17 protein-coding genes are annotated in these 26,864 nt (G+C 46.0%); 10 read left to right on the plus strand and 7 right to left on the minus strand.

The features are described 5' to 3' along the window. Together pnuC and IDJ76_RS10045 are read right to left on the minus strand one after the other, a co-directional pair. A complete protein-coding gene (gene pnuC, locus IDJ76_RS10040) occupies nt 1-618 on the minus strand; it encodes a nicotinamide riboside transporter PnuC (protein WP_191163192.1) in 618 nt (205 codons plus the stop codon). 8 nt (nt 619-626) lie between these two features. Next, nucleotides 627-3,071, minus strand: a complete 2,445-nt coding sequence (locus tag IDJ76_RS10045) for a TonB-dependent receptor (RefSeq protein ID WP_224746278.1) — start codon at nt 3,069-3,071, stop codon at nt 627-629. Nucleotides 3,072-3,495: 424 nt separating this feature from the next. Between IDJ76_RS10045 and aspS the strand changes: the two genes are divergently transcribed. Together aspS and IDJ76_RS10055 are read left to right on the plus strand one after the other, a co-directional pair. Then, complete coding sequence (gene aspS, locus IDJ76_RS10050) at nt 3,496-5,250, plus strand: aspartate--tRNA ligase (protein WP_191163193.1); 1,755 nt, start codon at nt 3,496-3,498, stop codon at nt 5,248-5,250. Between the two features lie 20 nt (nt 5,251-5,270). Beyond that, nucleotides 5,271-5,738 (plus strand): FKBP-type peptidyl-prolyl cis-trans isomerase, encoded by a 468-nt coding sequence (locus IDJ76_RS10055; RefSeq protein ID WP_191163194.1) that lies wholly within the window; start codon nt 5,271-5,273, stop codon nt 5,736-5,738. A 57-nt stretch (nt 5,739-5,795) separates the two neighbouring features. On the opposite strand, the gene IDJ76_RS10060 is transcribed toward IDJ76_RS10055, so the two are convergent. Genes IDJ76_RS10060 through IDJ76_RS10070 form a run of 3 tightly spaced genes read right to left on the minus strand, consistent with a single transcriptional unit; the run spans nt 5,796 to nt 9,460 of the window. Further along, nucleotides 5,796-6,476 (minus strand): LytR/AlgR family response regulator transcription factor, encoded by a 681-nt coding sequence (locus tag IDJ76_RS10060; RefSeq protein ID WP_224746279.1) that lies wholly within the window; start codon nt 6,474-6,476, stop codon nt 5,796-5,798. Next, on the minus strand, nt 6,477-7,973 hold the full coding sequence (locus IDJ76_RS10065) for a TlpA family protein disulfide reductase (RefSeq protein ID WP_191163195.1): 1,497 nt from the start codon (nt 7,971-7,973) through the stop codon (nt 6,477-6,479). Next, entirely contained in the window at nt 7,970-9,460 is a 1,491-nt protein-coding gene (locus IDJ76_RS10070) for a sensor histidine kinase (protein WP_224746280.1), read from the minus strand. The genes IDJ76_RS10065 and IDJ76_RS10070 overlap by 4 nt, the downstream gene beginning before the upstream one ends. Nucleotides 9,461-9,713: 253 nt before the next feature. On the opposite strand from IDJ76_RS10070, the gene IDJ76_RS10075 reads away from it, so the two are divergent. The 7 genes from IDJ76_RS10075 to IDJ76_RS10105 all read left to right on the plus strand — a co-directional run bounded on the left by IDJ76_RS10075 (nt 9,714) and on the right by IDJ76_RS10105 (nt 22,565). Then, nucleotides 9,714-10,385, plus strand: coding sequence for a 3-keto-disaccharide hydrolase (locus tag IDJ76_RS10075; protein WP_191163196.1), 672 nt, complete (start codon nt 9,714-9,716; stop codon nt 10,383-10,385). Between the two features lie 44 nt (nt 10,386-10,429). After that, entirely contained in the window at nt 10,430-12,163 is a 1,734-nt protein-coding gene (locus IDJ76_RS10080; RefSeq protein ID WP_191163197.1) for a GMC oxidoreductase, read from the plus strand. Between the two features lie 6 nt (nt 12,164-12,169). Then, a complete protein-coding gene (locus IDJ76_RS10085; protein ID WP_191163198.1) occupies nt 12,170-12,805 on the plus strand; it encodes a gluconate 2-dehydrogenase subunit 3 family protein in 636 nt (211 codons plus the stop codon). 183 nt (nt 12,806-12,988) lie between these two features. After that, complete coding sequence (locus tag IDJ76_RS10090; RefSeq protein WP_191163199.1) at nt 12,989-13,735, plus strand: YdcF family protein; 747 nt, start codon at nt 12,989-12,991, stop codon at nt 13,733-13,735. Nucleotides 13,736-13,743: 8 nt separating this feature from the next. Continuing rightward, nucleotides 13,744-14,724: a glycoside hydrolase family 43 protein gene (locus tag IDJ76_RS10095; protein ID WP_191163200.1), complete on the plus strand. Its 981-nt coding sequence runs from the start codon at nt 13,744-13,746 to the stop codon at nt 14,722-14,724. 13 nt (nt 14,725-14,737) lie between these two features. After that, nucleotides 14,738-18,640: an NHL domain-containing protein gene (locus IDJ76_RS10100; protein WP_191163201.1), complete on the plus strand. Its 3,903-nt coding sequence runs from the start codon at nt 14,738-14,740 to the stop codon at nt 18,638-18,640. Between the two features lie 73 nt (nt 18,641-18,713). After that, nucleotides 18,714-22,565, plus strand: a complete 3,852-nt coding sequence (locus tag IDJ76_RS10105) for a T9SS type B sorting domain-containing protein (RefSeq protein WP_224746301.1) — start codon at nt 18,714-18,716, stop codon at nt 22,563-22,565. Nucleotides 22,566-22,618: 53 nt separating this feature from the next. On the opposite strand, the gene IDJ76_RS10110 is transcribed toward IDJ76_RS10105, so the two are convergent. After that, on the minus strand, nt 22,619-23,191 hold the full coding sequence (locus IDJ76_RS10110) for a GrpB family protein (RefSeq protein WP_191163203.1): 573 nt from the start codon (nt 23,189-23,191) through the stop codon (nt 22,619-22,621). Between the two features lie 106 nt (nt 23,192-23,297). Continuing rightward, complete coding sequence (locus IDJ76_RS10115) at nt 23,298-24,692, minus strand: Gfo/Idh/MocA family oxidoreductase (protein ID WP_191163204.1); 1,395 nt, start codon at nt 24,690-24,692, stop codon at nt 23,298-23,300. A gap of 224 nt (nt 24,693-24,916) precedes the next feature. On the opposite strand from IDJ76_RS10115, the gene IDJ76_RS10120 reads away from it, so the two are divergent. Next, the gene (locus IDJ76_RS10120; RefSeq protein ID WP_191163205.1) at nt 24,917-26,818 is read left to right on the plus strand and encodes a beta-N-acetylhexosaminidase; all 1,902 of its coding nucleotides are present in this window, start codon (nt 24,917-24,919) and stop codon (nt 26,816-26,818) included. Nucleotides 26,819-26,864 lie beyond the last annotated feature (46 nt).

The raw sequence follows: 26,864 nt of genomic DNA on the forward strand, positions 1-26,864 counted from the left end.
TTAAATAGTTTGGGTTAATTGGTCCCGGCGGATGATCTTACACCAGTCGACATATCCAAAAATAGCCACCACAAATAAAACGATCGTCAATAGGCCGAATAGTGCCAGATCCTTGTGAAACAATAGCGGTATAGCAAACAGGTTGCTGATGTTGAGCAAGACCCAGTTTTCTATTTTGCGCCTTGCCAGCAGCCACATCCCCGCCCAGGCGGTTGATGATACCCAGGCATCCCAAACAGGTACCGTTGATGTTGTAAAATTGATGAGCAATAAGTATAACATGCCCCAACCCGCAAAAACAATTAGCAGCGTAATGATCCATTCCCTGCGATTGGAGTAACTTACCTTTACTGGCGGTTCGCCGCGTTTTTTAATCCAGTAGTACCAGCCGTAAACACTCATCACTACATAGTAACCGTTTAACAAACATTCGGCATAAAGGGCGGCATTCAGCAGCAGGTATATAGATATCAAAGTAGCGGCTATACCGGTTGGGTATAGCCACACTTTATTTGCCTTTGCCAGCAGCACTTCTGCAACGCCTAATAGCACCGCCGCCCATTCCAGCCACGTGGTGGCCTTAAATTGGTTGAGGAAAAGATTTATCCAGCTTTGCATGGCTGTACTTAAAAACTTAAACTAACCGATGCCAGGAAATTGCGCCCCGCCTGCGGGAAATAATAGTTATAGTTAACTACCCGCCCGCCTTCGATATCCGGGTAGGTTGCCCCGTTGGCCTCATACTGCTGGTTAAAAATATTGTTCAGCAATAAGCCTACCCCAATATTTTTAACCGACCGTACACTGAAATTATAACGCAGCCTGATATCGGTTACCAGGTAACTATCTAATTGGCGGTTGGTTACAAAACGGTTACCCGCAGCTACCGGGAATGCCGCCGGGTTAGTGTTCATGGTATTGTCCAGGTACTGACTGCTCACATAGCGGTCTATAAAAGCAATCTCACCACCTTTTATCGGGGTGATGCTAATCTCGCTCGATGCCGTAAACGATGGCGAGAAAGCAATCGTGGTTTTCTTTAAAAAGATCTCGGCCTGGGTGCCGTCGTCATAGTTATTTAAAAACTGGCTATAGTTTTTGATCTTATTAGTACTTAAGGTTGCAGTTGCACCCCAGCTGATGGCTTTGGTAATTCTGACCTTGCCGTCAACCTCCACACCTGCACGGTAGCTATTGTCTACATTGTTACGGATCTGCGCGCCCACATCGTTTAACGATCCGGTTAGTATCAGCTGGTTTTTATACAGCATATAAAAGCCGTTAATGCCGCCTTTAAATATATTGTTGCTGATGCGGTATCCTGCTTCAAAATCTTTCAGGTTTTCGGGCTTTGGCCTGCTGTCCGGTGTACTGTTGGTGTAGTCGTCCCGGTTAGGCTCGTGGTTACCCACTGCGAAGGATGCGTAAACGTTATTATGCTCATCAATCTCATAAGTGATGCCCGCTTTGGGGTTAAAGAAGTTGAGCGTTGCATTTTGCTGCACGTTCTTCAAATTCCTGTCGAACCCTAAGAAAGAGTAATAAATACGGCGGTATTGCATATCGGCAAAAAGGGTAACGTCGCCCAACTTGTATTCGCCACGGGCAAAAATGTTAAAATCGTTCTTTTTAGCATCATCACGATAGTATTCGTAATTAGGGCCAATGCCTGCACTTTGTTTTGTATAAATAATATTGCCAAAATGCGCGCCGGTATACTGGTTATAAGCACCGCCTAACGTAAAGTTAAGGGCACTGGTTGGCAGGTATTTTAAGGCATAGGTAACGCCGTAAAAGTCGTTATCCAGCCAGCGGCGGCGGGCCAAATCAGTATTGGTGATGGTAGTACCGCCTATGGTTACAGGTGTTAAACCGTATTCGGCAACGGCCGCATTAGTTTTATACTCTTCATAGTAGCCTTTGCCTTTGGTATAATGCAAAGCTCCGCTAAAAGACACCTTGTCGGATAGCTTTTGATCATACAGTAACTGGTAATGGTTTTGCAGGTAATCATCTACCTGGTCTTTATAATAACTGCCATCGGGTAAGGTACCCAAGTCATTATAAGTCCGATGGTTGGGGATGTTATTGTCTCCGATGATATAATCGGGGATACCGTTCCATGCCTGGTTAGTGCGCTCGTAGCCCGAAAAGATATTAGCCCTTAACGTACTGTTTTTGCCATAGTATGCACCGCTTACGAAAAATGATTTTAACTGCGAGGAGGCGTGGTCGATGTAACCATCGGAACGGATGCGCGATAAGCGCCCGTCGACACTAAAGTGGCCGCCCATTAAGCCCGTACCCAGGTTAATGGTGTTTTTTACCGTACCGAATGAACCTGCCGAGTTATTGATATCGGCATAGCCCGTATCGCGGCGGGTAGTAGTTTGAATGTTGATACTACCGCCAAACGCGCCTGCGCCATTGGTTGATGTACCCACGCCGCGCTGAATCTGGATGTTGTTGATAGACGAGGCAATATCCGGCAGATCGACAAAGTACGATCCCTGGCTTTCCGAATCATTGTACGGGATGCCGTTAATGGTTACGTTTACCCTTGTAGCGTCGCTGCCGCGGATACGGATACCGGTGTAGCCTACGCCCGCGCCTGCATCAGAAGTAACCACTACCGATGGGGTTTGGGTAAGCAGGAAGGGCAGGTCCTGCCCGAAGTTATTCTTTTCCAGATCCTTTTTATTCAGGTTGGCAAACGCTGTAGGCGAATTTTTACCGGCACGGGTGGCTGTGACGGTAACTTCTTCAGCACTGAACATGGCGTTGGTGAGCGATACGTTAACGACCTGGTTGCCAGCAAGCCTGATGGATGTGCTTGTTACCTGGTAACCAATGTAACTTGCCTTAATAATGTAGGTTGCAGCCGGCAAGTTGGTTAGCTGGTAATTGCCGTTTACATCTGTTTGAGTGTTAACCAATGGGTTAACGAGCGTTACCGTTGCGCCGGCCAAAGCTTCGCCGGATTGATTAGTGACTTTACCACTAATAGTGAATTGGGCCGAGGCCAGGACAGGCAGCAGCAGGGCGAATAGCGCCGAAAGTAAATTTTTCAAAATGTGTTAAACAATAAAATAGTTAAACCATCTGCTCGCCGGGATAAAACGGCAGTACACTTAACTTGTTACCTCTCCCTACGCCGGCATTACCCGGATCAGGTGCATGAGTTGAGTTATAAGTGGTAAGTGATCAGTTGTGAGTTTTAAAACTCATTACTCAAAACACAATACTCGTAACTAAACACAATGGGTTTGATCTCAGCCTGTCTTTCAGTTTGGTAAAATAACCTGCAGATTATTTTGTTGACCAAAGCAAGGCACCCCTTGAGAATTATGTGGCAAAGATAGAAATGATTTCGGATTTCGGATGTTCAATTTCGGATTTACAGGTAATGACCTTATCTGTTTTTAATTTCGAAATCAAAAATTCGAAATTCGAAATCAAAAAACCTACTTTTGCAAACTTTTACAAATAGGACTTATGCTTAGAACTTACACCTGCGGGCAATTAAATATCAGCAATTTAGGTGAAACAGTAACGCTTTGCGGCTGGGTACAAAAATCACGTGATTTGGGCGGTACTACCTTTATTGATGTACGCGACAGATACGGTTTAACCCAGTTAGTTTTGAATACAGATACGGATGCCAGCCTCCGCGAAGCCGGCCGCCAGCTGGGCCGCGAGTTTGTTATAAAGGTTACCGGAACTGTGGTTGAGCGTTCTAACAAAAACACCAAGATCCCTACCGGCGAAATAGAAATTACTATTACCGAACTGGAAATTTTAAACTCCAGTAAGATCCCTCCCTTTTTAATAGAGGATGAAACCGATGGCGGTGAAGAGCTGCGCGCCAAATACCGCTATCTGGACCTGCGCCGTAACCCTATCCGCAACAATTTGGTATTACGCCATAAAATGGCACAGGAGATCCGCAAATATTTAGATGGACTTGACTTTATTGAGGTGGAGACACCGGTGCTGATCAAATCGACGCCTGAAGGTGCGCGCGATTTTGTGGTACCCAGCCGCATGAACCCGGGCGAGTTTTACGCCCTGCCGCAATCGCCACAAACATTTAAACAACTATTGATGGTGAGTGGCTTTGACCGCTATTTCCAGATTGTGAAATGTTTTAGGGATGAGGATTTGCGTGCCGACCGCCAGCCAGAGTTTACCCAGATAGACTGTGAAATGTCGTTCATTACGCAAGAGGATATCCTGAATATATTTGAGGGTTTAACCCGCCACCTGTTCAGCACCGTAAAGGGTTTAGAACTGGGCAATTTCCCGAGGATGCAGTATGCCGATGCCATGCGTTTATATGGGTCTGACAAGCCCGACACCCGTTTCGGGATGCAGTTTGTTGAATTGAACGATGTGGTTAAAGGCAAAAACTTCAGCATTTTTGATAACGCCGAACTGGTTGTAGGTATTAATGCCAAAGGCTGCGCAAACTATACCCGCAAGCAAATTGATGAATTAACCGAATGGATGAAACGCCCGCAAATTGGCGCCACAGGGCTGATCTACGCCCGCCACAATGAAGATGGCTCCATCAAATCATCCGTAGATAAATTTTACAATGAAGAAGAACTGGCCAAATGGAGCGCCGCTTTTGAAACAGAACCCGGCGATTTAATTTTGATACTGGCCGGCCAAACTGATAAGGTACGCAAGCAACTGAACGAACTGCGTTTAGAGATTGGAAGCCGTTTAGGCTCACGCGACAAGAATAAGTTTGCGCCGCTTTGGGTGCTTGATTTCCCGCTGTTGGAGTGGGACGAAGAAACAGAGCGTTACCACGCTATGCACCACCCTTTCACGTCGCCAAAACCGGAGGATATCGCATTGCTGGATACCGACCCTAAAAACGTGCGCGCCAATGCGTACGATTTGGTGATCAACGGTACAGAGATTGGCGGTGGCTCTATCCGGATTCATGACCGCGCCTTACAATCGCTAATGTTTAAGCACCTGGGCTTTTCGCCGGAAGAGGCGCAGAAACAGTTCGGCTTTTTAATGGATGCCTTTGAATTTGGTGCGCCGCCGCATGGTGGTATCGCCTTCGGTTTTGATAGGTTAACCTCTATCTTCGCAGGGTTGGATTCTATCCGTGATGTGATTGCCTTTCCTAAGAACAATTCAGGCCGTGATGTAATGATCGATTCGCCATCAACCATTGCCGATGCGCAGCTAAATGAATTAAAAATCAAGACCACTGTATCACCAGCTTAATTTTTACCGTTAATACTATCATGAAAAAATACATACTTACGCTTAGCTTCCTTGTAATAGCCTTTGCATCATGCAAAAAAGGAGATTCTTTCGACGCTGCTGCACAGGCAACAAAAGATGACGCAGCTATCCAAACCTACTTAAAAGCTAATCCAAACATTACAGCTACAAAAGACCCCAGCGGTGTTTACTATCAGGTAGTTACCCCGGGTACCGGTGCTAATCCAACTGCCAGTTCGGCTGTAACAGTCAATTATACAGGTTCGGTACTTAACGGCGGCCAATTTGCAACCGCGCTAAACCTCGCCAATAGTCCCCTAACGGGTTTAATAGCCGGCTGGCAAATAGGTATCCCCAAAGTTAAAGCGGGCGGGCGTATTTTGTTAATTATACCATCAGCTTATGGTTACGGTAACAACTCGCCCGCCGCCGCCATACCCGCCAACTCCGTATTGATATTTACTATTGACCTTTTAAGTTTTCAATAGTTAACAGCCTATTTTAAATAAAAAAACGCTCTGTTTTGCAGGGCGTTTTTTTGTTTTCTACTTTAATATTGATGTGTTATACGCCGCGCCAACAGGAACTTTTTGCTGCCCTATATGCAACTGGTGCCGCTCGGCGCGGTCAATTTTGAGTTTGTTTACAATGTATGACCGGTGCACACGCACAAATTGTGTAGCGGGTAACAACGCCAGGGTATCTGTCATGGTTAGCCGTGATAATATGGTCCGCCCATCTGCCAGAATAAAGCTCATATAGTTGCCGCCACTTTCAAGGAATAGGATCTCACTGTAATTAATCTTTATTTGCTCGTAACCCGATTTGATGAAGATACTATCTGCCGTTACCGGTTTACTGCTATGTTTGACCTGCAACAGTTCGTTTGCCTTATGGCAGGCCTTCAGGAAACGGGTAAAGGCAAATGGTTTCAGCAGATAATCTACGGCGTTCAGCTCATAACTTTGCACGGCATGTTCTGAGTAGGCCGTGGTAAAGATCACCATTGGTTTTTGCTGCAGGCTATCCATCAGTTCCAATCCCGAGATATCGGGCATCTTAATATCCAGGAACAGCAGGTCTACCGGTTCTTTAACCAAATGATCTATCGCTTTAAAGGCGTCTGTAAAACATGCGGTAAGTTCCAGAAAAGGCACCTTGCCCGTATGTGAGCGGATCACCTCTAACGCCAGGGGTTCGTCGTCAATAGCTATTGCTCTTATCATTTATAGGTATCGCTGTATCTGTTTGTAAAGATCGGCCTTGTCACTTGGGCGTTTGGCTTGTTGTTGCACCAGTTTGCCATTCTTGTCAAATATAAAATACATTGGGTAATATTGATCAGGTTTATCTTTAGGTAATAACTCCGCCCAAAATTGCTGAATATCTTTACTGCTTTTGCGCAGATGTAAGCCAGTCATCCCATTTACCTTAATAAATTCTTTCCACTGCGCATCTTTAATATCTTCATCCATATCCAAATAAACAAAGGCCACATCTTTACCAGTAAATTGTTGTTTTAATTGCGGGTTGTAGCGCAATTCCTCTTTACAAGGCCCGCACCACGTACCCCAAATATCCAGGTAAACCACTTTGCCTTTAAGCTTACTGATAGTCTGGTATATCGAGGTCATTTTATCGTACCTATCGGCAATAATGATATCCTTATTGGCCAGGTTTTTGGCCAGCAACACTTGTAACATATTGATTTTATTTTGCAGGTAGGGGATATATTTGCTTTGCGGATAGATCGCCCGCATCTCCTCCATCAGCGGTTTGGCATAAGCCAGATCTTTTGTACTGCACTTAGTAAAAATGTTTTGCGCCAGCCATGCTTCGGCAATATTCTTTGGGTAAGTGTTGCGTACCAGGATCCAGTTCACAAACGATTTCCCTTTAAGTTTAGACACCGTGTTGCCGCTATCCAGGGTGATATTGTAGTATTTTAAAAAAGTACCGGGATCTTTCTGTTGCGCCGGGGTCAACCCTTTAAATGCCAAGATCTCATAATAACCTATGTAACTATCAGCAAATTGATAATACATTGGCCCGGCGGGGAATGTCTTGGGGGACAGGGTAACATCTTTATAAAAAGTTTCTATAAAGCTAAAGATCTGTGCATGGTCGGTTGTCATAACGCCCCGCGCAAAGTAATTAAGCTGTGATATGTAATTAGCCTTTATCTCTTGAATAATGATGGCTTTGATAGCTGTCGGCAAAGCCGACGACTGCACTAAGGCTGTATTTTTGTCGCGTATTGCCGCCCAGGGTTTTACCACCCTTTCCTGCAACTCGGCCGGGCCTAATTTGGCGTAGGCGTTATTTTTGTAATCCTTCGCAAAAAATGGGATGCCATTCAAATCCAATTGGTCTAACAACCGGTTGTCAATAGCGGCAGAACCATTGAAGGTGGCGCTGCTATCGGCAGGATTGTAATTCATCACCAGCGATTTACCGGGTGTAAGCAACAAATAAACAGCTTTGCTTTCAAACCTGATATTGCCAAACTTTTGCTGCGACAGATTTAGTGTAGTGTTGAAATTCCCTTTTGCATCAACCGGTATAGCTACATCATTATCGTGGTAAAACCCATAGATATAAGGGATGTTAATGTAAAGCGTATCTGCTTTGGTAGTGCCGGTTAAATGCCCGCTAAATTTAAACTGGGCGGAAGCATTGATGAATGTATTGATGATAAGCAGTAAAAGGAATAGTTTTTTCATGATAGTTGCAGGGTGAGGTGGATAAAAAATTCAGTGGCGTTTTGGCGAATCACCAGTTCATGTTTACCGGGATAAAGTAGTTGCAATCGCTGTTTAACATTCTCCAGCCCAATGCCCGATCTTTCCCGCTCCGGGTCGTTATCCTTGTCGGCGTGCAGGCTGTTGTAAACGTCGAGCTGCAGCGTGTTGCCGGTTAATTGCATGCCGATGTTGATCCACGATTTGTGCTGAAAGCTGATGCCATGTTTGTAGGCATTTTCAATAAAGGGGATCAGCAGCATGGGTGCTATATTTAGCCCGCTATATTGATCGGTAATATTTGCATTGATTTCGATATTTTCCGATAAGGCGATCCGCAGGTTTTGCAGGTCTATGTAGTTATGCAGATATTCCATCTCGCGGTTTAGCGGGATCTTGTCCTGCGTGTTCTCGTGGAGCATAAAGCGCATCATATCGCCCAATTTCTGTATGCCCTCTGCTGTTTTTTCGGCCTTTTCAGATAAAGCAGTACCATAAAGCGTGTTCAGCACATTGAACAAAAAGTGCGGGTTGATCTGCGATCGCAGGAACTGCAGGTTGGCATCTGATGCACCCAGCGCGGTTTTTAGTGTTTTAAGCTGTTTGTACTTTTCTTCGTTTGCGAAGTATACCCACCAGGAAATAATCGAACTTATAATGAACGGGGGGAACCAGGCAAATATAATATAAGCTAATAACGACCATTGACGTGCGGATTGCAGTAGAAATGAGAGCTCTATCACGCCCAGGAATAAACCTGTGATCAACAGGCTTAAAATGTATTTAGCAAGATTTGGATTCACGCTTAGTTTGTACCGCGGAACGAGCCAATAGATGTTTAAAAAATAAACGCAAAAGCAAAATGGAAGTACAAACAGGTAAATAGGGCCAAAAATTTGAAAAAATGCTGTAAAGCGAAGCACCCAAAAAGGAAGCAGTATCAGAAGCCAAATAGTTAGCGTGATGATAACCTCGCGAATGATCTGTGCGCCGAGCGTATGTTTAACTTGCTGTAACTTGTAAAGATGTAACAATACCTCGCGGATGAGGATGTATAAGCCATAGAGTAGTAACAAAGCGGTAGCCATACTAAAACCCCGGCTCAACAAAGTAACCCGTGCAGCAAACGGGCTGTATTGACTATAAATCCAGTTACTTATATAACTTTGCGCTATTGTAAAAAGCAACCCGGTAATAATTAGCGCAGCTATGATGGCCAACGCAAACTGCAGCCTTTTACCAGTTAACCAATATCTGGGTATAGCGTAAAAGTTAATTGCCATAAAGGCACCGTATGTAGTAATGATAATCCCCAGGCGCGGCAGCAATGAGTTGAATATGTAGTTAGGCACGGCATGCTCCCTACTTACCGTGTAACCATATTCTGATAAGCCGCTGTATGTATATACCAATAATAAAAGGCTAAATAGTGCATTGGCCGCCCAAAATTCTTTTTTACTGTATTTCATATTGATCGATTGATGATACAAGCTTACGGCAACACCTCTTACCTAAAAAACAAATGTGCTAAAGGTGCCCATATTTGTGACGAATAAAGTTTTTTATAGTTTTTGCCTGTCATTCATCTCTCATCAAACTGCCCTCAACCGTAATATTTTCGATTGATAATGCCCTGTTTACGGCATCATTCAAAATAAATACTACATTTAGCTGTTCTAATTTTAAACATGCGGCGCCCAACGCCGCGAAAATCTACATACTATGAAAAAATTATTGTTAGGCGCATTGGCACTTGCTGCATTCAGCTATTCGGCTTCGGCGCAAAAAGGTAAAACAGTATCGTTATTTGATGGCAAAACCACCAAAGGATGGCACAGCTATCTGCACACCGATGCGGGCCCATGGACAGTTGTTGACGGCGCTTTACAATTAGACCCCAAAGCCCCTAACCAGGCCGACCTGATCACAGATGGCGAATATGAAAATTACGAACTAACCCTCGACTGGAAAATTGCCGAAGGCGGTAACAGCGGGGTGATTTTTGGTGTGCATGAAGACACTACTTTTCATGCTACTTATCAAACAGGTATAGAGATGCAGGTTTTAGATAACGTAAAGGCATCTGATAATAAAAAGGCTAACCACTTAGCAGGCTCACTATACGATATGAAGGCGGCCCCGGCCGATGCAGCAAAACCTGCAGGCCAGTGGAACTCCGTAAAACTGCGTAAAGATAATGGGCACCTTACCTTTTGGCTTAACGGCAAAGAAACCGTTAATGTGCAAATGGGCAGCCCGGAGTGGCAAGAGATGATCAATAACAGTAAATTCAAAACCTGGAAAGATTTCGCCAAATATCCAAAAGGCCATATCGCTTTACAGGAGCATGGTGCAGTAGTTGCCTACAAAAACATCAAGCTGAAACAACTGTAAGCTTACCTTATTCAAAATTTATAGTTCGACATATAATTTATTAAATGGAAGATTTACAGATCAAAAAATCAACCACCACTTACGATGTAGTTGTAGTAGGCTCGGGCGCGGGTGGTGGTATGGCCGGCTATGTATTGGCTAATGCCGGTGTAAAGGTTTTAATGCTGGAGGCAGGGGCTTTTTTTGACCCCAAGGTTGATTCGCACCAATTAAAATGGGCTTGGGAGTCTGCCCGTCGCGGTGCCGGCACAACTCGCCCTTTTGGTGACTTTGATGCGGCCTATGGCGGCTGGGAATTGGAAGGCGAACCTTACACCACTAAAGATAAGACAGAGTTTGCCTGGTTCCGCGCGCGGATGCTGGGCGGGCGTACCAATCACTGGGGCCGTATCTCGTTAAGGATGGGCCCGGATGATTTTAAACCCAAAGATGGCTTAACTGACCCATGGCCGATAACTTACGACGAGCTGAAACCTTATTACGATAAGGTTGACCGTATGATAGGTATTTATGGTACAAAAGAAAATATCGAAAGCGAACCTGATGGCATTTTCCTGCCGCCGCCTGCCCCACGTTTAAATGAACTGTTCATTAAACAGGGTGCAACAAAAGCAGGTGTAAAGGTAATTACCGGGCGTGGTTCGGTATTAACCGAGGCCTTACCGAATAATAAAGACCGCGGTGCCTGTTTCTTTTGTGGGCAATGCGGCCGCAGCTGTAAGGTTTACGGCGATTTCTCGGCTTCGTCATGCCTGGTCATCCCGGCCATGAAAACCGGCAACTTAAAGGTAATTACCAACGCCATGGTGCGCGAGGTATTAACCGATAAAAACGGATTGGCAACGGGCGTATCCTACGTGAATAAGGATGATATGCAGGAGTACCAGGTAAATGCCAAAACAGTAATTTTAGGTGCCAGTGCAGGCGAATCTGCCCGTTTGCTGCTTAACTCCAAATCATCGGCACACCCGGGCGGGCTGGCTAACAGCAGCGGCGTTGTAGGTAAATACCTGCATGATTCTACCGGATCAGGCGCGGGTGGTTTCCTGCCCCAACTGATGGACCGTAAGCGTTATAACGAAGATGGTGTTGGTAGCGTACACATCTACTCGCCCTGGTGGCTTGATAATAAAAAACTAAATTTCCCGCGCGGTTACCACATTGAGTATGGCGGCGGTATGCACATGCCAAGCTACGGCTTTGGCAGCGGCATACAGGATATGAACGGTGCCGTACCGGGCCGCGATGGGAAAAAGAAAGATGGAGGAGGTTATGGTGTTGGATTAAAGGATGACTACCGCCGTTTCTTTGGCACACAGGTAGGCATGGCCGGCCGTGGTACTGCCATTGCCCGTGCCGATAACTATTGCGAGATAGACCCAAGTGTGGTTGATAAATACGGCATCCCGGTGTTGCGTTTCCATTACAAGTGGACCAATGACGAAATCAACCAGGCCAAACACATGCAGGATACCTTTGAAGAAGTTTTGCATAATATGGGCGCCATTTATGGCACCAAACAGGGCCCCGAAACCAACTATGGTTTAGAAGCACCCGGCAAGATCATCCATGAGGTAGGTACTGTGCGCATGGGCGACGATCCTAAAAAATCGGCATTGAACAAATGGTGCCAGGCGCACGATTGTAATAACCTTTTTGTAGTTGATGCCGCACCTTTTGTACAACAGGGCGACAAAAACGCTACCTGGACCATTCTGGCCTTATCCATGCGTACTGCAGAGTACATTTTATCACAACGTAAAAAACTTAATGTATAACGCATCATGAACAGACGCGACACACTCAAAGCAATAGGTTTAGGTACCGTATCAACAGGTTTGCTGCTTGGCGGCTGCAAACCCGGCGAAAAACCTGCCACAGAAACAACTACCGGTAAGGATGCAGCCGTAGCCGGCCGCACACCTGATGAGATTGCACGGGACAAGAAACTTAAAGAAGAGAAAAATTACTTCGACGACCATGAAATGGCAACGATCACCTTACTGGCTGATATCATTATCCCTAAGGATGACAAATCGGGCAGCGCCAGCGATGCCAAAGTGCCGGAGTTTATTGAATTTATAGTAAAAGATATCCCCAGCCATAAATTACCTATGCGCGGCGGCTTAAAATGGATGGACCTGTATTGCCTTAAGCACTATGGCAAAACGTTTGTAGGCTGCACCAAGGCGCAGCAGATAGAGCTGTTAGACCAGATCGCTTATCCGGCCAAGGCCAAGGCAGAAATGGCCCAGGGCGTAGCCTTCTTTAACCGTATGCGCGATTTAACAGCCTCGGGGTTTTGGAGCAGCGAAATGGGCACAAAAGATATCGGTTATGCGGGTAACGCTCCCAACAAATGGACAGGAGTACCCATAGATGTATTGAAACAGTACGGCATGGAGAACGTGAAGATCTAAATTGAAATGACACCCTATATAACAAAAGCTGCCTTTTATAAAAGGCAGCTTTTGTTATTAATACGTGGACTGCGTACACAATCCGGGGGCCGCACTATTATTATCACATTTGGTAACAATAATAGTTGGTGTACATAGCGAACTAAAAAAAATAAGTTAAATTGTACCGCCTTTGTATAAACCATGTATTTTATTGTATCCAAGATTCTTGTAATTTTCATTTACCCGTTTACATGGGTATTGGCTTTGCTTTTGGTTGCGGTTTTTTGTAAAAACCAACGCAAAAAACAAAGGCTGCTGATTACCGGCATTGCGTTGCTCTATTTTTTTGGCAATACCGTACCCATTAAATTGTTTGCCCGGACGTGGGATATTGGCAGCTATCCGCCGGCCGGCAAAAAATATAGCAGTGTGATACTATTAGGGGGCTTTGTTTCTGAAGGCGATGATGGAAAGGGCATATTTAACCAAAGTGCCGACAGGTATATCCAGGCCACAAAATTGTTAGCGGGTCATAATACATCTCATTTATTGTTTACTGGGGGTAATGGAGATATCACTCCCTCTAAATTCAGAGAAGGGGACTTTGTAAAGGCCGATCTGCTGAAAATGCACTTTACCGATACCGCGATACTAATTGATAACCAGGCCCGTAATACCATCGAGAATGCACTAAATGCCCGGAAGCTTTTAACGCAGGCGAAGCTTAAACCGCCATACCTCTTAGTTACTTCGGCGTTTCACATGCGGCGGTCGTTGTTAATATTTGAAAAGGCCGGGCTAAAAGTGGCGCCATACCCATCAGATTTTTTGATTAAAGGCCCTTTGGAATTTGCGGATCTTTTACCTAATGCAGGTGCTTTTGGTTTATGGAGCCGTTATATTAAAGAGATGGTAGGTTACACGGCAGCCTACTTTAAAAAAATTTAGAATAAACCATGAAAAAATATATCATCATTATACTATTCAGTGCCACTTGTTTACAAATAGCGCATGCGCAATCAAAAAAGGCAACGTCGGGCAACCCTATTTTTGAAGGCTGGTATGCCGACCCGGAGGCCACCATCTTCGGTAAAGAATACTGGGTTTACCCAACCTTTTCTGACAAGTACAATAAGCAGGTACATTTCGACGCTTTCTCCTCGCACGATCTGGTAAACTGGACTAAACACTCCAACGTGCTCGATTCGTCGAACGTAAAATGGGCTAAACGCGCCATGTGGGCACCCGCTTTAGTTAAAAAAGATAATAAATATTACTTCTTTTTCGGCGCGAACGACATTCAAAACGACCAGACCGTAGGCGGTATAGGCGTTGCGGTTGCTGATAAACCAGAGGGCCCTTTTAAAGATTATTTGGGCAAGCCGCTGATCGATAAGATAGTTAATGGCGCGCAACCGATAGATCAGTTTGTATTTAAGGATAAAGATGGCCAGTATTATATTATTTATGGCGGATGGGGACATTGCAACATCGCGAAGCTAAAAAATGATTTTACCGGCTTGGCACCTTTTAGCGATGGCACAACTTTCCGTTCCATAACGCCCGAGGGCTATGTGGAAGGGCCTGTGATGTTTATCCGTAAGGGCAAATACTATTTTATGTGGAGCGAAGGTGGTTGGACAGGCCCCGACTACAAGGTTGCTTATGCCATAGGCAACAGCATTAACGGCCCGTTCAAAAGAATAGGTACGGTACTACAACAAGATGCCGCAGTAGCTACCGGCGCAGGCCACCATTCTGTAATTAAAGTGCCAGGCAGGGATGAGTATTATATTGTTTACCACCGCCGCCCCTTAACAGAAACCGACGGCAACCATCGCGTAACCTGTATTGATAAAATGGTGTTTGACGCCGATGGGTTGATAAAGCCTGTACACATTACGAACGAAGGGGTTACCGCTGTAAAGCTTAAATAGTTACAATGAATTTGTGAGAAGGGTTCATGCTATTGTTTATTGCCTGATCGCCATTTTGGCGGTAAACAATAGTTATGCCCAATCGCCAAAATTCCGCGACCTGCCACCTCAAAACTATACCGTCGGCACGCCTATTGCACCCTTAGTGCCTAACCCGCGTACCGGAGCCGGCACGGTCCCTCCAAACATTTATGGTGAGGTTACCACCTTTGCAGGCAGCGGAGCGGCAGGTTCTGTTGACGCGCTGTCCCGCGCGGCAAGTTTCAATAACCCGCTTGATGTAAAGTTTGACGCGGCAGGTAATTTATTTGTGGCCGATGCCGGTAACAATCTGATCCGGAAAATCACCCCCGCTGGTTTAGTTTCCACCTTTGCCGGTGATGGTACCGCAGGTTATCGCGATGGAAACGGTACGGCAGCCAGGTTAAATCACCCAACCGCTTTGGTTTTTGATCCCGCGGGTATTATGTTTGTGGTGGACCAGGGCAACCAACTCATTCGTAGAATTACACCAACCGGCGATGTTTCCGTTTATGCCGGTGTGCCGGGAGTGGTTGGCATAACTAATAACACCTTTAATAACCCTACCGGTATTACGATAGATGCTGCCGGTAATTTATATATTAGCGATACCGGCAACGGCAGGATAAGGCAGGTGCCAACCCCGGGTGGGTATATCGTACCATTTGCAGGTGGCGGCACAGGCCGGGGCGCAGCGGCAATTAATGGGCCCGGTGTCACGGCAAACGTTGGCGGTGGCAGCCATTTAACCATTGGCCCTGAAGGAAGTTTTTATGTCACTAACGGCGAATTAATAAGGCGAATAACGCCATCAGCCAATGTGAGTACTGTGGCGGGGGTATATATGACAAAAGGTGCGTTTGACGGTGACTCCAGAACAGCGCTCTTTCAAAATCTGTTTGGAATTACCATCAATATAGCCAACACCATTTACGTTGCCGACCCGGGTAACCACCTTATCCGCCGGTTCGGCAGGCAGGAGGATTTCATCAGCAAACTGGCCGGAACCGCCGATGCCCCCGGCTTTGCTGACGGTACTGGCGGCAATGCCCAACTTAACCGTCCTTCTGGTTTATGTGAAGATAATAACGGCTTCCTCTACCTGGCCGATGCAGGTAATAATGCCATCCGCAAGATATCTACTACCGGTTACCAGATCTTTCCGGCACTGCCTGCGGGTTTGGTATTTGATGCGCGTACGGGCATTATCAGCGGTACCCCCACCGTAGCCTCGCCTGCAACTGATTATACTATTATTGGCTACAATACGGAGGGCAAGGGCGTTTACATTGTAAACATCCAGGTGAATGAATTGAGCAAACAAAATCAAACCATCACTTTTGATCCGCTGCCAGCCAAAAAAGAAACCGACCTTGATTTCCCGTACGTAGTAGGCAGTACAAATCCTGGCTTACCCATCACCCTTGAAAGTAGCGACATCAGCATTGCCTCCATATCCGATGGAAAGATCCACATTGTTGGGCCAGGGACGGTAACCATTACTGCTTATCAAAAGGGCAACCCTTATTATAACGACGCTACGCCGGTATCGCGCCAACTGGTTATTGCTGAGGTAGCCATTGTATATCAATACCCCACAGTTACACCCAAAGCAAGCCCGATACTTATACCGCTGGATAATACGGGCAGCCTCACCTTAATGCCATCTGCTGTTGCTACAGTTACTACAGACCCGGCCCAGCCAGAACCTTCCGTTAAATTAAAGGAGACCCTTTATAATTGTGCTCAAGTAGGGCCGCAAACTGCAAGCATCACTGCAGGTTACGGCCCAGACCCGGCAGACCCGCTAAGTGCTAAGTTTGACCACCCTACCAATATTGTTTACGATGTATCATCGGGCAATTTATATATAGCCGACCGCGGCAACTATAAGATCCGTAAGATAGGGACAGATACCCGGGTTACTACACTGGCAGGCAGCGGCTCGCCGGGCCGGGACGACGGGCAACCCAAAGTATCCACCTTTAGCCGTAACCTGCTCACCATAACCACAGATGCAGAGGGCAACACGTACGTTTGCGATGTCGAAAATTCGCTTATTCGGAAAATAACGCCCGCGGGTGTTGTGAGCACTTTTGCCGACGATGCGCTAAGGCCTTTTAATGACCTCGACCCAATGACCGTAGTGGCCATAGCGGTAGATAAGCTGGGCTTCGTTTACGTGACAGACGGGTACCGCATCTACAAAATAACGCACGACGGCAGCACCGCCACGGTATTTGCGGGCAGCGGGTTAAAGTATACCGGCATCAATCTGGATAATAACATCGATGGAGTTGGCGCAACAGCTGCATTCAATACCATAACCGGGTTGTTCTTTGCCCAAAATGGAGATCTTTATGTAAGCTCCTCGGCTTTAAATGATCAGAACCGGATCCGTAAAGTTACACCCGCCGGCGTAGTGACCACCGTTTATGCCAAAACAGACCCATTACTGCGTTTCACACGCCTGGTGGTAGATAGCCAGGGAAATATATTCGTGGCCTCGTCCGAGCCTAAGATCTATAAGATAACAGCTGCAGGCGTGTTAACCATCTTTGCAGGCAGCACTGTTGTTGGAGACATTGGCTCGGCAGATGGCACAGGGCAGACCGCTAAATTTTATGATCCGCAGGGGATAGCTATCGATCCATCTGATAATCTTTATATAGCCGATACCGATAATCACCTCATCCGTAAAATAACCCCTGCAGGCGTTATAACTACTATTGCCGGCAGCGGCGAAGCAGGCTTTTTAGATAATACCAAAACATCTAATAAAAAAACGACCGACATACCTTTTATCGTCATCAGCGCTATAACCATTACATCAACCTACCAGGCGCTTACCATTCCCTACCTTGACGCTTGCCCTGCCGTAGTGCCCGACTATACCGCTACCGCAACTGCAAAAAGCAGTTGTACCAACACATTTCATTTTACCCAAACCCCGGCCGCGGGAACGGTATTAACCAACGGCCAAACTATTGATCTGATGCTTACCGTTAATGACGACCTTAGCCCTTACGATAAAGCTACAGTTACCTTTAAAATTACCGCCAATAAACTACCGACACCTATTGTTACAATAAGCCCTTTGACGCCACAAATCTGTGATGGTGAGGCGATAACATTTACAGCCCAAGCTACAAACGGCGGCAATAACCCTACTTACCAATGGATGGTAAACGGTTTAAATGCCTTTACAGGTGATGCCTTATTTACATCGTCTGTTTTGAAAACAGGTGATAACGTAACTTGTGTAGTTACCAATAACGATGGTTGTGCCCCTACCAATTCGGCACCTTCCAGCCCGGCAATTGTAAATGCCGACCCTGCGATAAACGTAGCGTTTAGCATTGTACCATCAGTAGCAGGGCCAATTTGCCCGGGTAGTAAAATCAGCTTTTTAGCTGTATCGTCGGGTTCAAATGTTAACAGTACCCAGCTGAGCTATCAATGGCAGGTTAACGGCAACAAAGCAGGCAGCAACAGCCCCGAGTTTAGCAGTACCACTTTAATTAATGGCGATAAGGTAATTTGCGTTATAACCATAACCGCAAAATGCGCGGTTAGTCCCGCAATTGAAACGGCGGCTTACATTGCTGTTATACGTAGCGAATCCGATTGCAGGATTATTCTGCCTAACACCTTTACACCTAACGGCGATGGTGTTAATGACTTTTGGAACCTGCCGGTCTTGGTGAACTATCCCGACTGCCTGGTATCGATATATAATCGTTACGGCAAGCTTGTATTCCAGTCGGTTGGGTATAGTAAACCATGGGACGGAAATTATAATGGCCTTGCATTACCTGCCGGAACTTATTACTATATTGTTGACACTAAAACCAGCTCGAAGTTAGTATCCGGTTCTGTTACTATTTTGCGCTGATACACCGATTATAAACCAGTCCGTTTACCAGCCGGACTAATGTTTTTTTGCCCCGATACTGTCTGTGAAAAAGATGCTGCGCATTATGTTTTGTTTGCTTGCCTTTATGGCAACCCGCGATAGCTATGCGCAGGCACCGGATATTAGCTATCAAACACCGTTTTCGTTTACCGTAGGCGTACCAATAACCCCGGTATCGCCAACAAACGCGGGGGGACCAGTGCCGGCTACGGTATTTTCACAGGTAACCACTTTTGCAGGCAGCACTACCGCCGGGCCCGCAAATGGTATCGGCGCAGCCGCCGGTTTTAACCGCCCCACCGGCCTGGCACGTGATGCTGCCGGTAACCTGTATGTGGCAGATGCGGGCAATAATCAGATCAGGAAGATAACACCCGGCGGTTTGGTTACCACGTTTGCCGGCAGCGGTGCCGTTGGATCGGCAGATGGGTTGGGAATACTGGCAAGCTTCTCTGAACCTACTGGTCTGTGTATAGATAAACAGGGCAACCTCTATGTTACCGATAAAAACAGTCACATCATCCGCAAAATAACCCCCGCAGGTTTTGTTACAACAATTGCCGGTAAAGCTGGTGTAACCGGCCAAACTAATGCCCAGGGCGAAGCGGCAAGGTTCAATAACCCATTGGCTATTGCTGTAGATGATGCCGGCTTTTTGTATGTAGCTGATTATGCCAACAATATGATACGCGGCATTGCCCCGGATGGCACCGTACGAACAATTGCAGGTAGTACAAATGCAGGCAATGGCGTTGTTTCTGATGCCGATAAACAAGGTACAGCAGCAACGTTCAGGGTGCCGAGCGCTATAGCGGTTACGCCCGATGGCAAAAAGATCTACGTGGGTGAATCATCATACATCCGTACAATAGATGTTGACGGAAACGTGGTTAGCGTTGTAGGTAGCTTTTTTGCGGGCAATTATGACGGCACTTACCGGGGGGCAAGGGTAAACCAGCCAATTGGATTAACTATTGACGCTGCAAACACCATATTTATTGGCGATGCAGGTAATAACCTGATCCGTCGTTTTGATGCGCAGGGGCAGGTAACTACACTCGCCGGCTTTACGCCCGGTTACGCTGATGGCATTGGGGCGGCAGCCCGCTTTAACGGCGCTGCAGGTGTAGCCATTAGTCCTAACGGGGATCTTTATGTAGCCGACCCCGGCAATAATACCATCAGAAAGGTAATCACTACCGGATACTATATTGCCCCAAACCTACCGCCCGGCCTTAGTTTCGACCCTAAAACCGGAACAATAAGCGGCACCCCAACCGAAAAATTACAAGCCAGTCCATTTTCAGTTTTCGCCTACAACACAACCGGCAAAAATGCAATTACCATAACTATCGAAGTGCGGTTGCCGGGCCTTATCAAACAAACGCTCACACTGCCGCCGCTGCCTGCTAAAAAAGAACGCGACCTTGACTTTAACACCAATGCATCGTCAAGCAACCCGTCTATCCCTTTAATTTACACCAGCAGCGATACCCAGGTTGCCACCATAAGCGATGGCAAGATCCATATTGTGGGACCGGGCACCACTACCATCACTGTTTTTCAACCCGGCAGTACCGATTATGAAGAAGCGGTGCCCGTATCTCAGGACCTGGTCGTTGCAGCTGATCCGCTCCCAATCAAATACCCTACGGTAACGCCCAAAGGGCCGCCCATTTTATTGCCTTTGCCCTCAGGCGGTACGTATAAAGCCAAGTTTGCTGATGTGGCAACTATTACCGCCGACCCGGCCGAGCAGCCGCCCGTTATAATTTTAGGTAACGGAAGTTTTAATTGCAGCAGTGTAGGGCCGCAGGTAGTGAGCATAACTGCCGGTTACGGCCCCGACCCTGCCAACCCTATAAATGCCGAATTTAATGCGCCATCAAATTTAACCATTGATGCGAACGGTGATATTTTTATTGCCGACCCCGGTAATTACATGATACGTGAATTAAGCGCCGCTAACAGGGTAACCACCTTTGCAGGCAGCGGCCAGGTAGGTAGCTTAGATGGTAAAAATACCGTTGCTCAGTTTAGCCGCGGGCTGCAATCTATGGCAAGCGACATTAACGGCAACGTTTATGTATGCGATGTTTTAAATAAGCTGGTGCGTAAAATTTCACCCAAGGGCGATGTAACCTCTTTTGCTACCGCGGCGTTAAAGGCGGCCAACGGTGGTGTGCAGGTCGATGTCAGGGCAATCGCCATAAGCCCTGCCGGCGGTATATTTATTGCCGATCAATCCCGTATTTACCAAGTAAGTAACGATGGTAATAACGCGACTGTTTTTGCGGGAAATACATTACAGGCTAACGTAAGCGGTACCGGGGTAGCGGCTGGATTTAGCGGCATTGTAGGCTTAACCTTTGACCAAAGCGGCACGATGTACGCCTCTACAAGTGATAATAATTATGTAAACACAGTCAGAAAAATAACGCCCGCCGCTGTAGTAACAACGCTTAATACAACAACGGCGTCATCGGTTCATTTTAAACAATTAGTGGTTGATAGTAAGGGCACCGTTTTTGTCGCCTCGGCCGATAATAAGATCTATCAAGTTATCAACGGCCAGTTAACCGTCTACACCGGTAGTGTTGCCGGCGATGCCGAAGGTGCAACTAACGAAGCCTTATTTAGCAACCCCCAGGGCATAGCGATCGACGCGGCAGATAACCTGTACATTGCCGACTCTGACAATCATAAAATTAAAAAAATAACGCCCGGCGGTATAACCACCACCATTGCCGGGAACGGGCACCCCGGGCATGTGGATAATACCAATGTAAGTAATGCAAAAACGATTAACGTAGCGGTTAACATTACCAGCCCTGTACTGTTTACCACAACTTTTGCCGATGTAACCGTTCCCGTAACCAACTGCCAGGCCCTTGTGCCCGATTTTACCAAGGATGCAAAGGCTATAAGCTATTGCAGCAGCAACGTTATTATCAAACAGTCCCCGGCAGCAGGCACACCCATGGTTATCGGCATGCCGGTTTCCATTACCTTAACCGCCGATGACGACCTGAGTAGTAATGACAGAGCTACCGCCACCTTTAAGGCAACGGCAGCATCAGCCGCGCTACCCACTATTAAAATAAGCCCTGAAGGCGGCGTTGGTACATGTGAAGGAAAGGAAGTTACATTTACAGCGACCTTTACCAATGGCGGGGTAGCGCCTGCTTTACAATGGCAGGTTAATGGCGTAAACGTAGCAGCAACTACCGCCACCTTTACCAGCTCGTCTTTTGTTAATGGAGATAAGGTAACCTGTATCATTACCAATAATGATGGCTGTGCGCCGGTTTCGGTAACATCTGCCTTTGTGAGTATAGACCTGATTCCAAGTACTAGTGCTACCATCAGTATAGTGCCATCGGTTACTGATGCGGTTTGCCCCAGCACCGAAATCACATTTACCGCAACCATAACAGGAGTTGGCGTGAATGATAACCCCGCTTACGAGTGGCGGGTAAACAACATTATTGCAGGCACTAATAGCCACCTATTCACAACAACTGCACTTGTTAACGGTGATGTAGTTACGTGTACCCTTGCCAGCGGGGGGCTTTGTTTAGTTAACCCCCTGGTGCAATCAAATAGATCTATTGCAATGGTTAAAACAATAGCTGAGTGCTCTATCGTGATCAATAATACCTTTACCCCTAACGGTGATGGTGTAAACGATTTCTGGAACCTGCCGGTGCTGCAAGGTTACCCGGGCTGCAGCGTAATTGTTTTTAACCGCTATGGCAAACAGGTGTTTCAATCTATCGGCTACAGCAAACCGTGGGACGCGAATTATAACGGCAAGCCTTTACCATCAGGCACGTATTACTACATCATAGATACCAAAACAGGCATCCCGGCTTTATCGGGTTCGGTTACTATTTTGAGATAAACTTTTCTGTTATTTTAAACTGGAAGATTCGATTGCGCCGAACTTAAATTTAATTATAACACAAGTTTAGCTTTGCCCGTAATATCGTTTACAAATTCTGTTTTTGCGATACGATATGCGACCCTTTCAGACTTAAATTCTGCAGATAGCTTTAGTTTTAATTTTTCGTATGCGACTGCAGTTTCCGGGTGTTTTATGAGATAATCTTTAAAAAGTAGCCTGTCCCATACGGGATGGGTTTTGGGGCCGGCGTGGATATGGTAAGTTTGGGTCTTAGGGTTTAAAACGTTATAGCCCTTTACAAAAACCATATGAGTATTGCCGCCTTCATTTTGCCAGTTAAATTCATATCCTAAAGTTGCCAGTTGTTGGATTAAACGTTGGTTTTTTTCCTCGTCGAATTCCAACTCCATTAAAATATCAATTGTGTTTTTAGCCGATAACCCCGGTACAGACGTACTCCCGAAATGTTCAATGCGAGAGAACAAATCCGGATCAATAGTTTCTATAATTAAGCTCTTTTCTTTTTCGAACAAAACAGGCCAGTTGTTGCTGTAAGGGCTTATTTCGATTGGGAAAAGCCTTCCTATTTCTTCCTTTGTTAAGTCTTTCAGCGTTTTTCCCATCACCAACTCATATTGAATTCACGCGAATTAACACAATATTTCTATTCAAAAAAAATCCCCGTAAACATCTGCTCACGAGGATCAAAAATTAAATCAATAGTAAAGGTTAAATTATCTTCATATTAACCGGATCCCAGTTGATTACTTTGTTGCTAAAATAGCTATCATTACAAAGCAATGCAGGTGCAGCGGCGCGGAAACCAAATACGGCATCTTCGACCACCGGGGTGCCGTTACGGATAGCATCCATAAAGTTGGCAAAATGCTCGTTCGATGCATTGTACCCTTGTGGTGCACGGTAAGTTATCGGCTCAAATTTAGGCCGCATCCTTTGCGATTCGTTGTAACGTTTGTTGTAATCGTCCATCAGCTTTTTCTGCTCGGCCTCGGTGTAAGTAAATAATGAGTCCCAACCGCCAATGCCTGGTGCTTCGGCCATTTTACTGTTACGGATGCTGAAGCTGTCGCCCTCGCCGCCCAAATCCATCACCCCTTCAGATCCTACGATCTTGGTAACCGTTTTGTCGCCCTCACCGCTAATGAAGTTTACCCGCAACGTGACCTGGAACGCCGGGTGCTCTTTGGTTTCTCCGTAATGTACTACTGCACTCATTACATCAGGCACATTGCGGCCATCTTTCCAGTAGGCCAGGTCGCCGATAGCATAAATTCTTTCGGGTCCTTTTGAACCGGTTATATAATGGATGCCGGTTAATAAGTGAACAAACAGATCACCTGCAACACCTGTCCCATATTCACGGTAATTCCGCCATCTGAAGAACCGGTTTTGATCATAATCGTATCTCACTTTAGCGTTCGCCTGGAACCGCGACCAATCCACATTCTGGATATTCCCATCGGTTGGGATAGTATATTGCCATGCACCTAAAGCGTCCTGGCGATTAAATGATGCCTCTATAGAATTGATCTTACCAATGGCACCGGCATCATACATCTCCTTCGCTTTTTTATAGGCGATGCTGCTGATGCGCTGGCTGCCCACCTGGAAAACCATTTTAGTATCCTTTTGCACCTGGATCTCGGCCAGCCCCTGGCTTATCTGATGTACCATCGGCTTTTCACTGTATACCGCTTTGCCCTTACGCATCGCATCGATAGAGATCTGGCTATGCCAGTTATCGCTGGTAGCGATGATCACCGCATCAACATCCTTCCGATCTAATATATCACGATAATCCATTGTGGTAAAAAGGTTGGCGCCGTAAACTTCTTTAGCCCTTGCCAGCCGGCCTTTATACAGATCGCAAACAGCCACCAGCTCAACACCCGGCACACTTAAGGCGGCGCGGGTATCATTAAAGCCCATGATGCCCATCCCAATAGTCGCGATGCGGATCTTATCATTAGGCCCTGCCCGCTTTTCGGCGCGCAGCGTGCGGATCTCGTGCTCTTCCTGCGCTGCTAAACTGGTAAGTGAGGCTGAGGTGAGCAGTACGGAAGTACCCAGGTGTTTTAAAAATTTCCTACGATCTGTGGACATAATTTAATTAATTAAGCTTTAATAATTGGTAATGAATTGCAGGCGCAATTATGGGTTTAAGTAGGCAATTTAATAAAAAAACTATAACCAAAATATTTTTCTTACCATTATAATAATCAAGTAATTACAAACGCAATTTTGTAAAATAAAAAGCTTTTTAATATTATTTAAAAAGTTATAAATTGCAAGCTGTAAGCCACATTATAAACCACCAAATAGTTTCTATGAAAAAAATTTCTCTACTGGTATGCAACTGTCTTTTATCGGCGGTCGCTTTTAGCCAGCAAAGCGGTATCGCCATTATCCCCGAGCCGGTAAAAATCACCCCTCACACCGGCCAGTATGTGCTGCCCAAGGTTATTACCGTACAGGCAGCCAGCTTACCCGAAATGATCAATGTGACCGATCTGCTTAAAGAAAAATTCTCTTCTGCTACCGGTAAAATGGTAAATATCAGTAAAGTAGCACCTGCAGCCGCTATTAAATTAGTTCTGAACAAAAAGAACGATGCCATTTTAGGGAAAGAAGGCTATTACCTGACCGTAAAGCCCAAGGGAATCACCATAACCGCTAATGAAACAGCCGGTTTATATTACGGCGTACAAACGCTGCTACAATTACTGCCAAAAGAAATTGAAGGAAAAGTGATCGCTAAGAATGTAAGTTGGGCAGTACCCGTGGTTGACATTACCGACTACCCCCGCTTTGAGTGGAGAGGATTGATGTTTGATGTGGCCCGCCACTTTTTTACCAAAAAAGAGGTAATGAGCTACATAGATCATATGGCTATGTACAAATTCAACTTGCTGCACTTGCACCTGGTTGATGATGAGGGTTGGAGAATAGAAATAAAAAGCCTGCCTAAGCTGACTACAGTAGGCGCCTTTAATGTAAAGCGCGAAGGTTCTTTCGGGTCGTTTACCACACCAACTGCAGATGAGCCGCGTAACTATGGTGGTTTCTTTACCCAAGATGATATCCGTGAGCTGGTGAAATACGCCCAGGAAAGATATGTTAACATTATGCCTGAAATTGACGTGCCCGGCCATAGCCTTGCCGCAGTTGCATCATACCCGCAACTATCCGCTACACCGGGTGCAGATAAATATGTGGTACGATCTGGCGAGAAGATCATGGACTGGTCTAAACCCGGCCACCCCGCATTAGTGGATAACACGATGAACCCTGCCGGCGAATATACCTATGAGTTTTTAGATAAGGTAATTGGTGAAGTAGCGCAGTTATTTCCGTTCCAATACATTCATATGGGTGGCGATGAGTGCGCCAAAAATTTTTGGGAACTAAGCCCCGAAGTGAAAGCGCTGATGGCTAAAGAAAACCTTAAAAATATGGAAGAGGTGCAAAGCTATTTTGAGAAAAGAGTAGAAAAAATAGTAGAATCTAAAGGTAAAAAGTTCATGGGCTGGGACGAGATCCTGGAAGGCGGTATTGGGCCTAACGCGGCTTTGATGAGTTGGAGAGGCATTCGATATGGCATAGATGCCAGTAAGGCAGGCCATGACGTGGTGATGAGCCCAACCACTTTTGCTTACCTGGATTATATGCAAGCCGACAAGATAATGGAGCCGGTGGTATACGCCACTTTACGTTTAACCAAAACTTATGAATTTGAGCCTGTACCCGAAGGTGCGGATGCTAAATATATTAAAGGCGGGCAAGCTAACCTTTGGACCGAACAGGTTTACAACATCCGCCAGGCAGAGTATATGACCTGGCCGCGTGGTTTCGCTATTGCCGAAACGGTATGGTCGCCAAAAGAAAAAAAGAATTTCAACACTTTCTTTACAAAGGTAGAGAAGCATTTTGAGCGGTTTAATGAGGCCGAGATCAAATATGCACCCAGCGTATACGACCCTATATTTAAGGCCAGCCGCGCCGCTAATAAGCGTCTTAATGTAGAGTTGAGTACCGAGATACCGGGTCTGGACATTTACTACAGCTTTGATAACTCGTACCCTGATAAGTTCTATCCAAAGTATACAGGCATCTTAACTGTGCCGGTTGACGCAACACAGTTCCGGGTGATTACCTACAGAAACGGTAAACCAATTGGCCGCATGGTAACTATGCCGGTTGATGAATTGAATAAAAGAGCCGGAAATTAAATTCCCGGTTTGCATAGAAAAGCCGCGCCGGTTGGCGCGGCTTTTT

The sequence above is a fragment of the Mucilaginibacter glaciei genome, assembly GCF_014773245.1.
GTDB lineage: Bacteria > Bacteroidota > Bacteroidia > Sphingobacteriales > Sphingobacteriaceae > Mucilaginibacter > Mucilaginibacter glaciei.

Excerpts from the sequence above, each read along its gene's own strand:
- IDJ76_RS10055 (WP_191163194.1), top strand. The coding sequence starts at position 5,271 with ATGAAAAAATACATACTTACGCTTAGCTTCCTTGTAATAGCCTTTGCA.
- IDJ76_RS10060 (WP_224746279.1), bottom strand. The coding sequence starts at position 6,476 with ATGATAAGAGCAATAGCTATTGACGACGAACCCCTGGCGTTAGAGGTG.
- IDJ76_RS10115 (WP_191163204.1), bottom strand. The coding sequence starts at position 24,692 with ATGTCCACAGATCGTAGGAAATTTTTAAAACACCTGGGTACTTCCGTA.
- IDJ76_RS10090 (WP_191163199.1), top strand. The coding sequence starts at position 12,989 with ATGTATTTTATTGTATCCAAGATTCTTGTAATTTTCATTTACCCGTTT.
- IDJ76_RS10105 (WP_224746301.1), top strand. The coding sequence starts at position 18,714 with ATGCTGCGCATTATGTTTTGTTTGCTTGCCTTTATGGCAACCCGCGAT.
- IDJ76_RS10075 (WP_191163196.1), top strand. The coding sequence starts at position 9,714 with ATGAAAAAATTATTGTTAGGCGCATTGGCACTTGCTGCATTCAGCTAT.
- IDJ76_RS10095 (WP_191163200.1), top strand. The coding sequence starts at position 13,744 with ATGAAAAAATATATCATCATTATACTATTCAGTGCCACTTGTTTACAA.
- IDJ76_RS10085 (WP_191163198.1), top strand. The coding sequence starts at position 12,170 with ATGAACAGACGCGACACACTCAAAGCAATAGGTTTAGGTACCGTATCA.
- IDJ76_RS10070 (WP_224746280.1), bottom strand. The coding sequence starts at position 9,460 with ATGAAATACAGTAAAAAAGAATTTTGGGCGGCCAATGCACTATTTAGC.
- IDJ76_RS10080 (WP_191163197.1), top strand. The coding sequence starts at position 10,430 with ATGGAAGATTTACAGATCAAAAAATCAACCACCACTTACGATGTAGTT.
- IDJ76_RS10110 (WP_191163203.1), bottom strand. The coding sequence starts at position 23,191 with ATGGGAAAAACGCTGAAAGACTTAACAAAGGAAGAAATAGGAAGGCTT.
- IDJ76_RS10065 (WP_191163195.1), bottom strand. The coding sequence starts at position 7,973 with ATGAAAAAACTATTCCTTTTACTGCTTATCATCAATACATTCATCAAT.
- aspS (WP_191163193.1), top strand. The coding sequence starts at position 3,496 with ATGCTTAGAACTTACACCTGCGGGCAATTAAATATCAGCAATTTAGGT.
- pnuC (WP_191163192.1), bottom strand. The coding sequence starts at position 618 with ATGCAAAGCTGGATAAATCTTTTCCTCAACCAATTTAAGGCCACCACG.
- IDJ76_RS10120 (WP_191163205.1), top strand. The coding sequence starts at position 24,917 with ATGAAAAAAATTTCTCTACTGGTATGCAACTGTCTTTTATCGGCGGTC.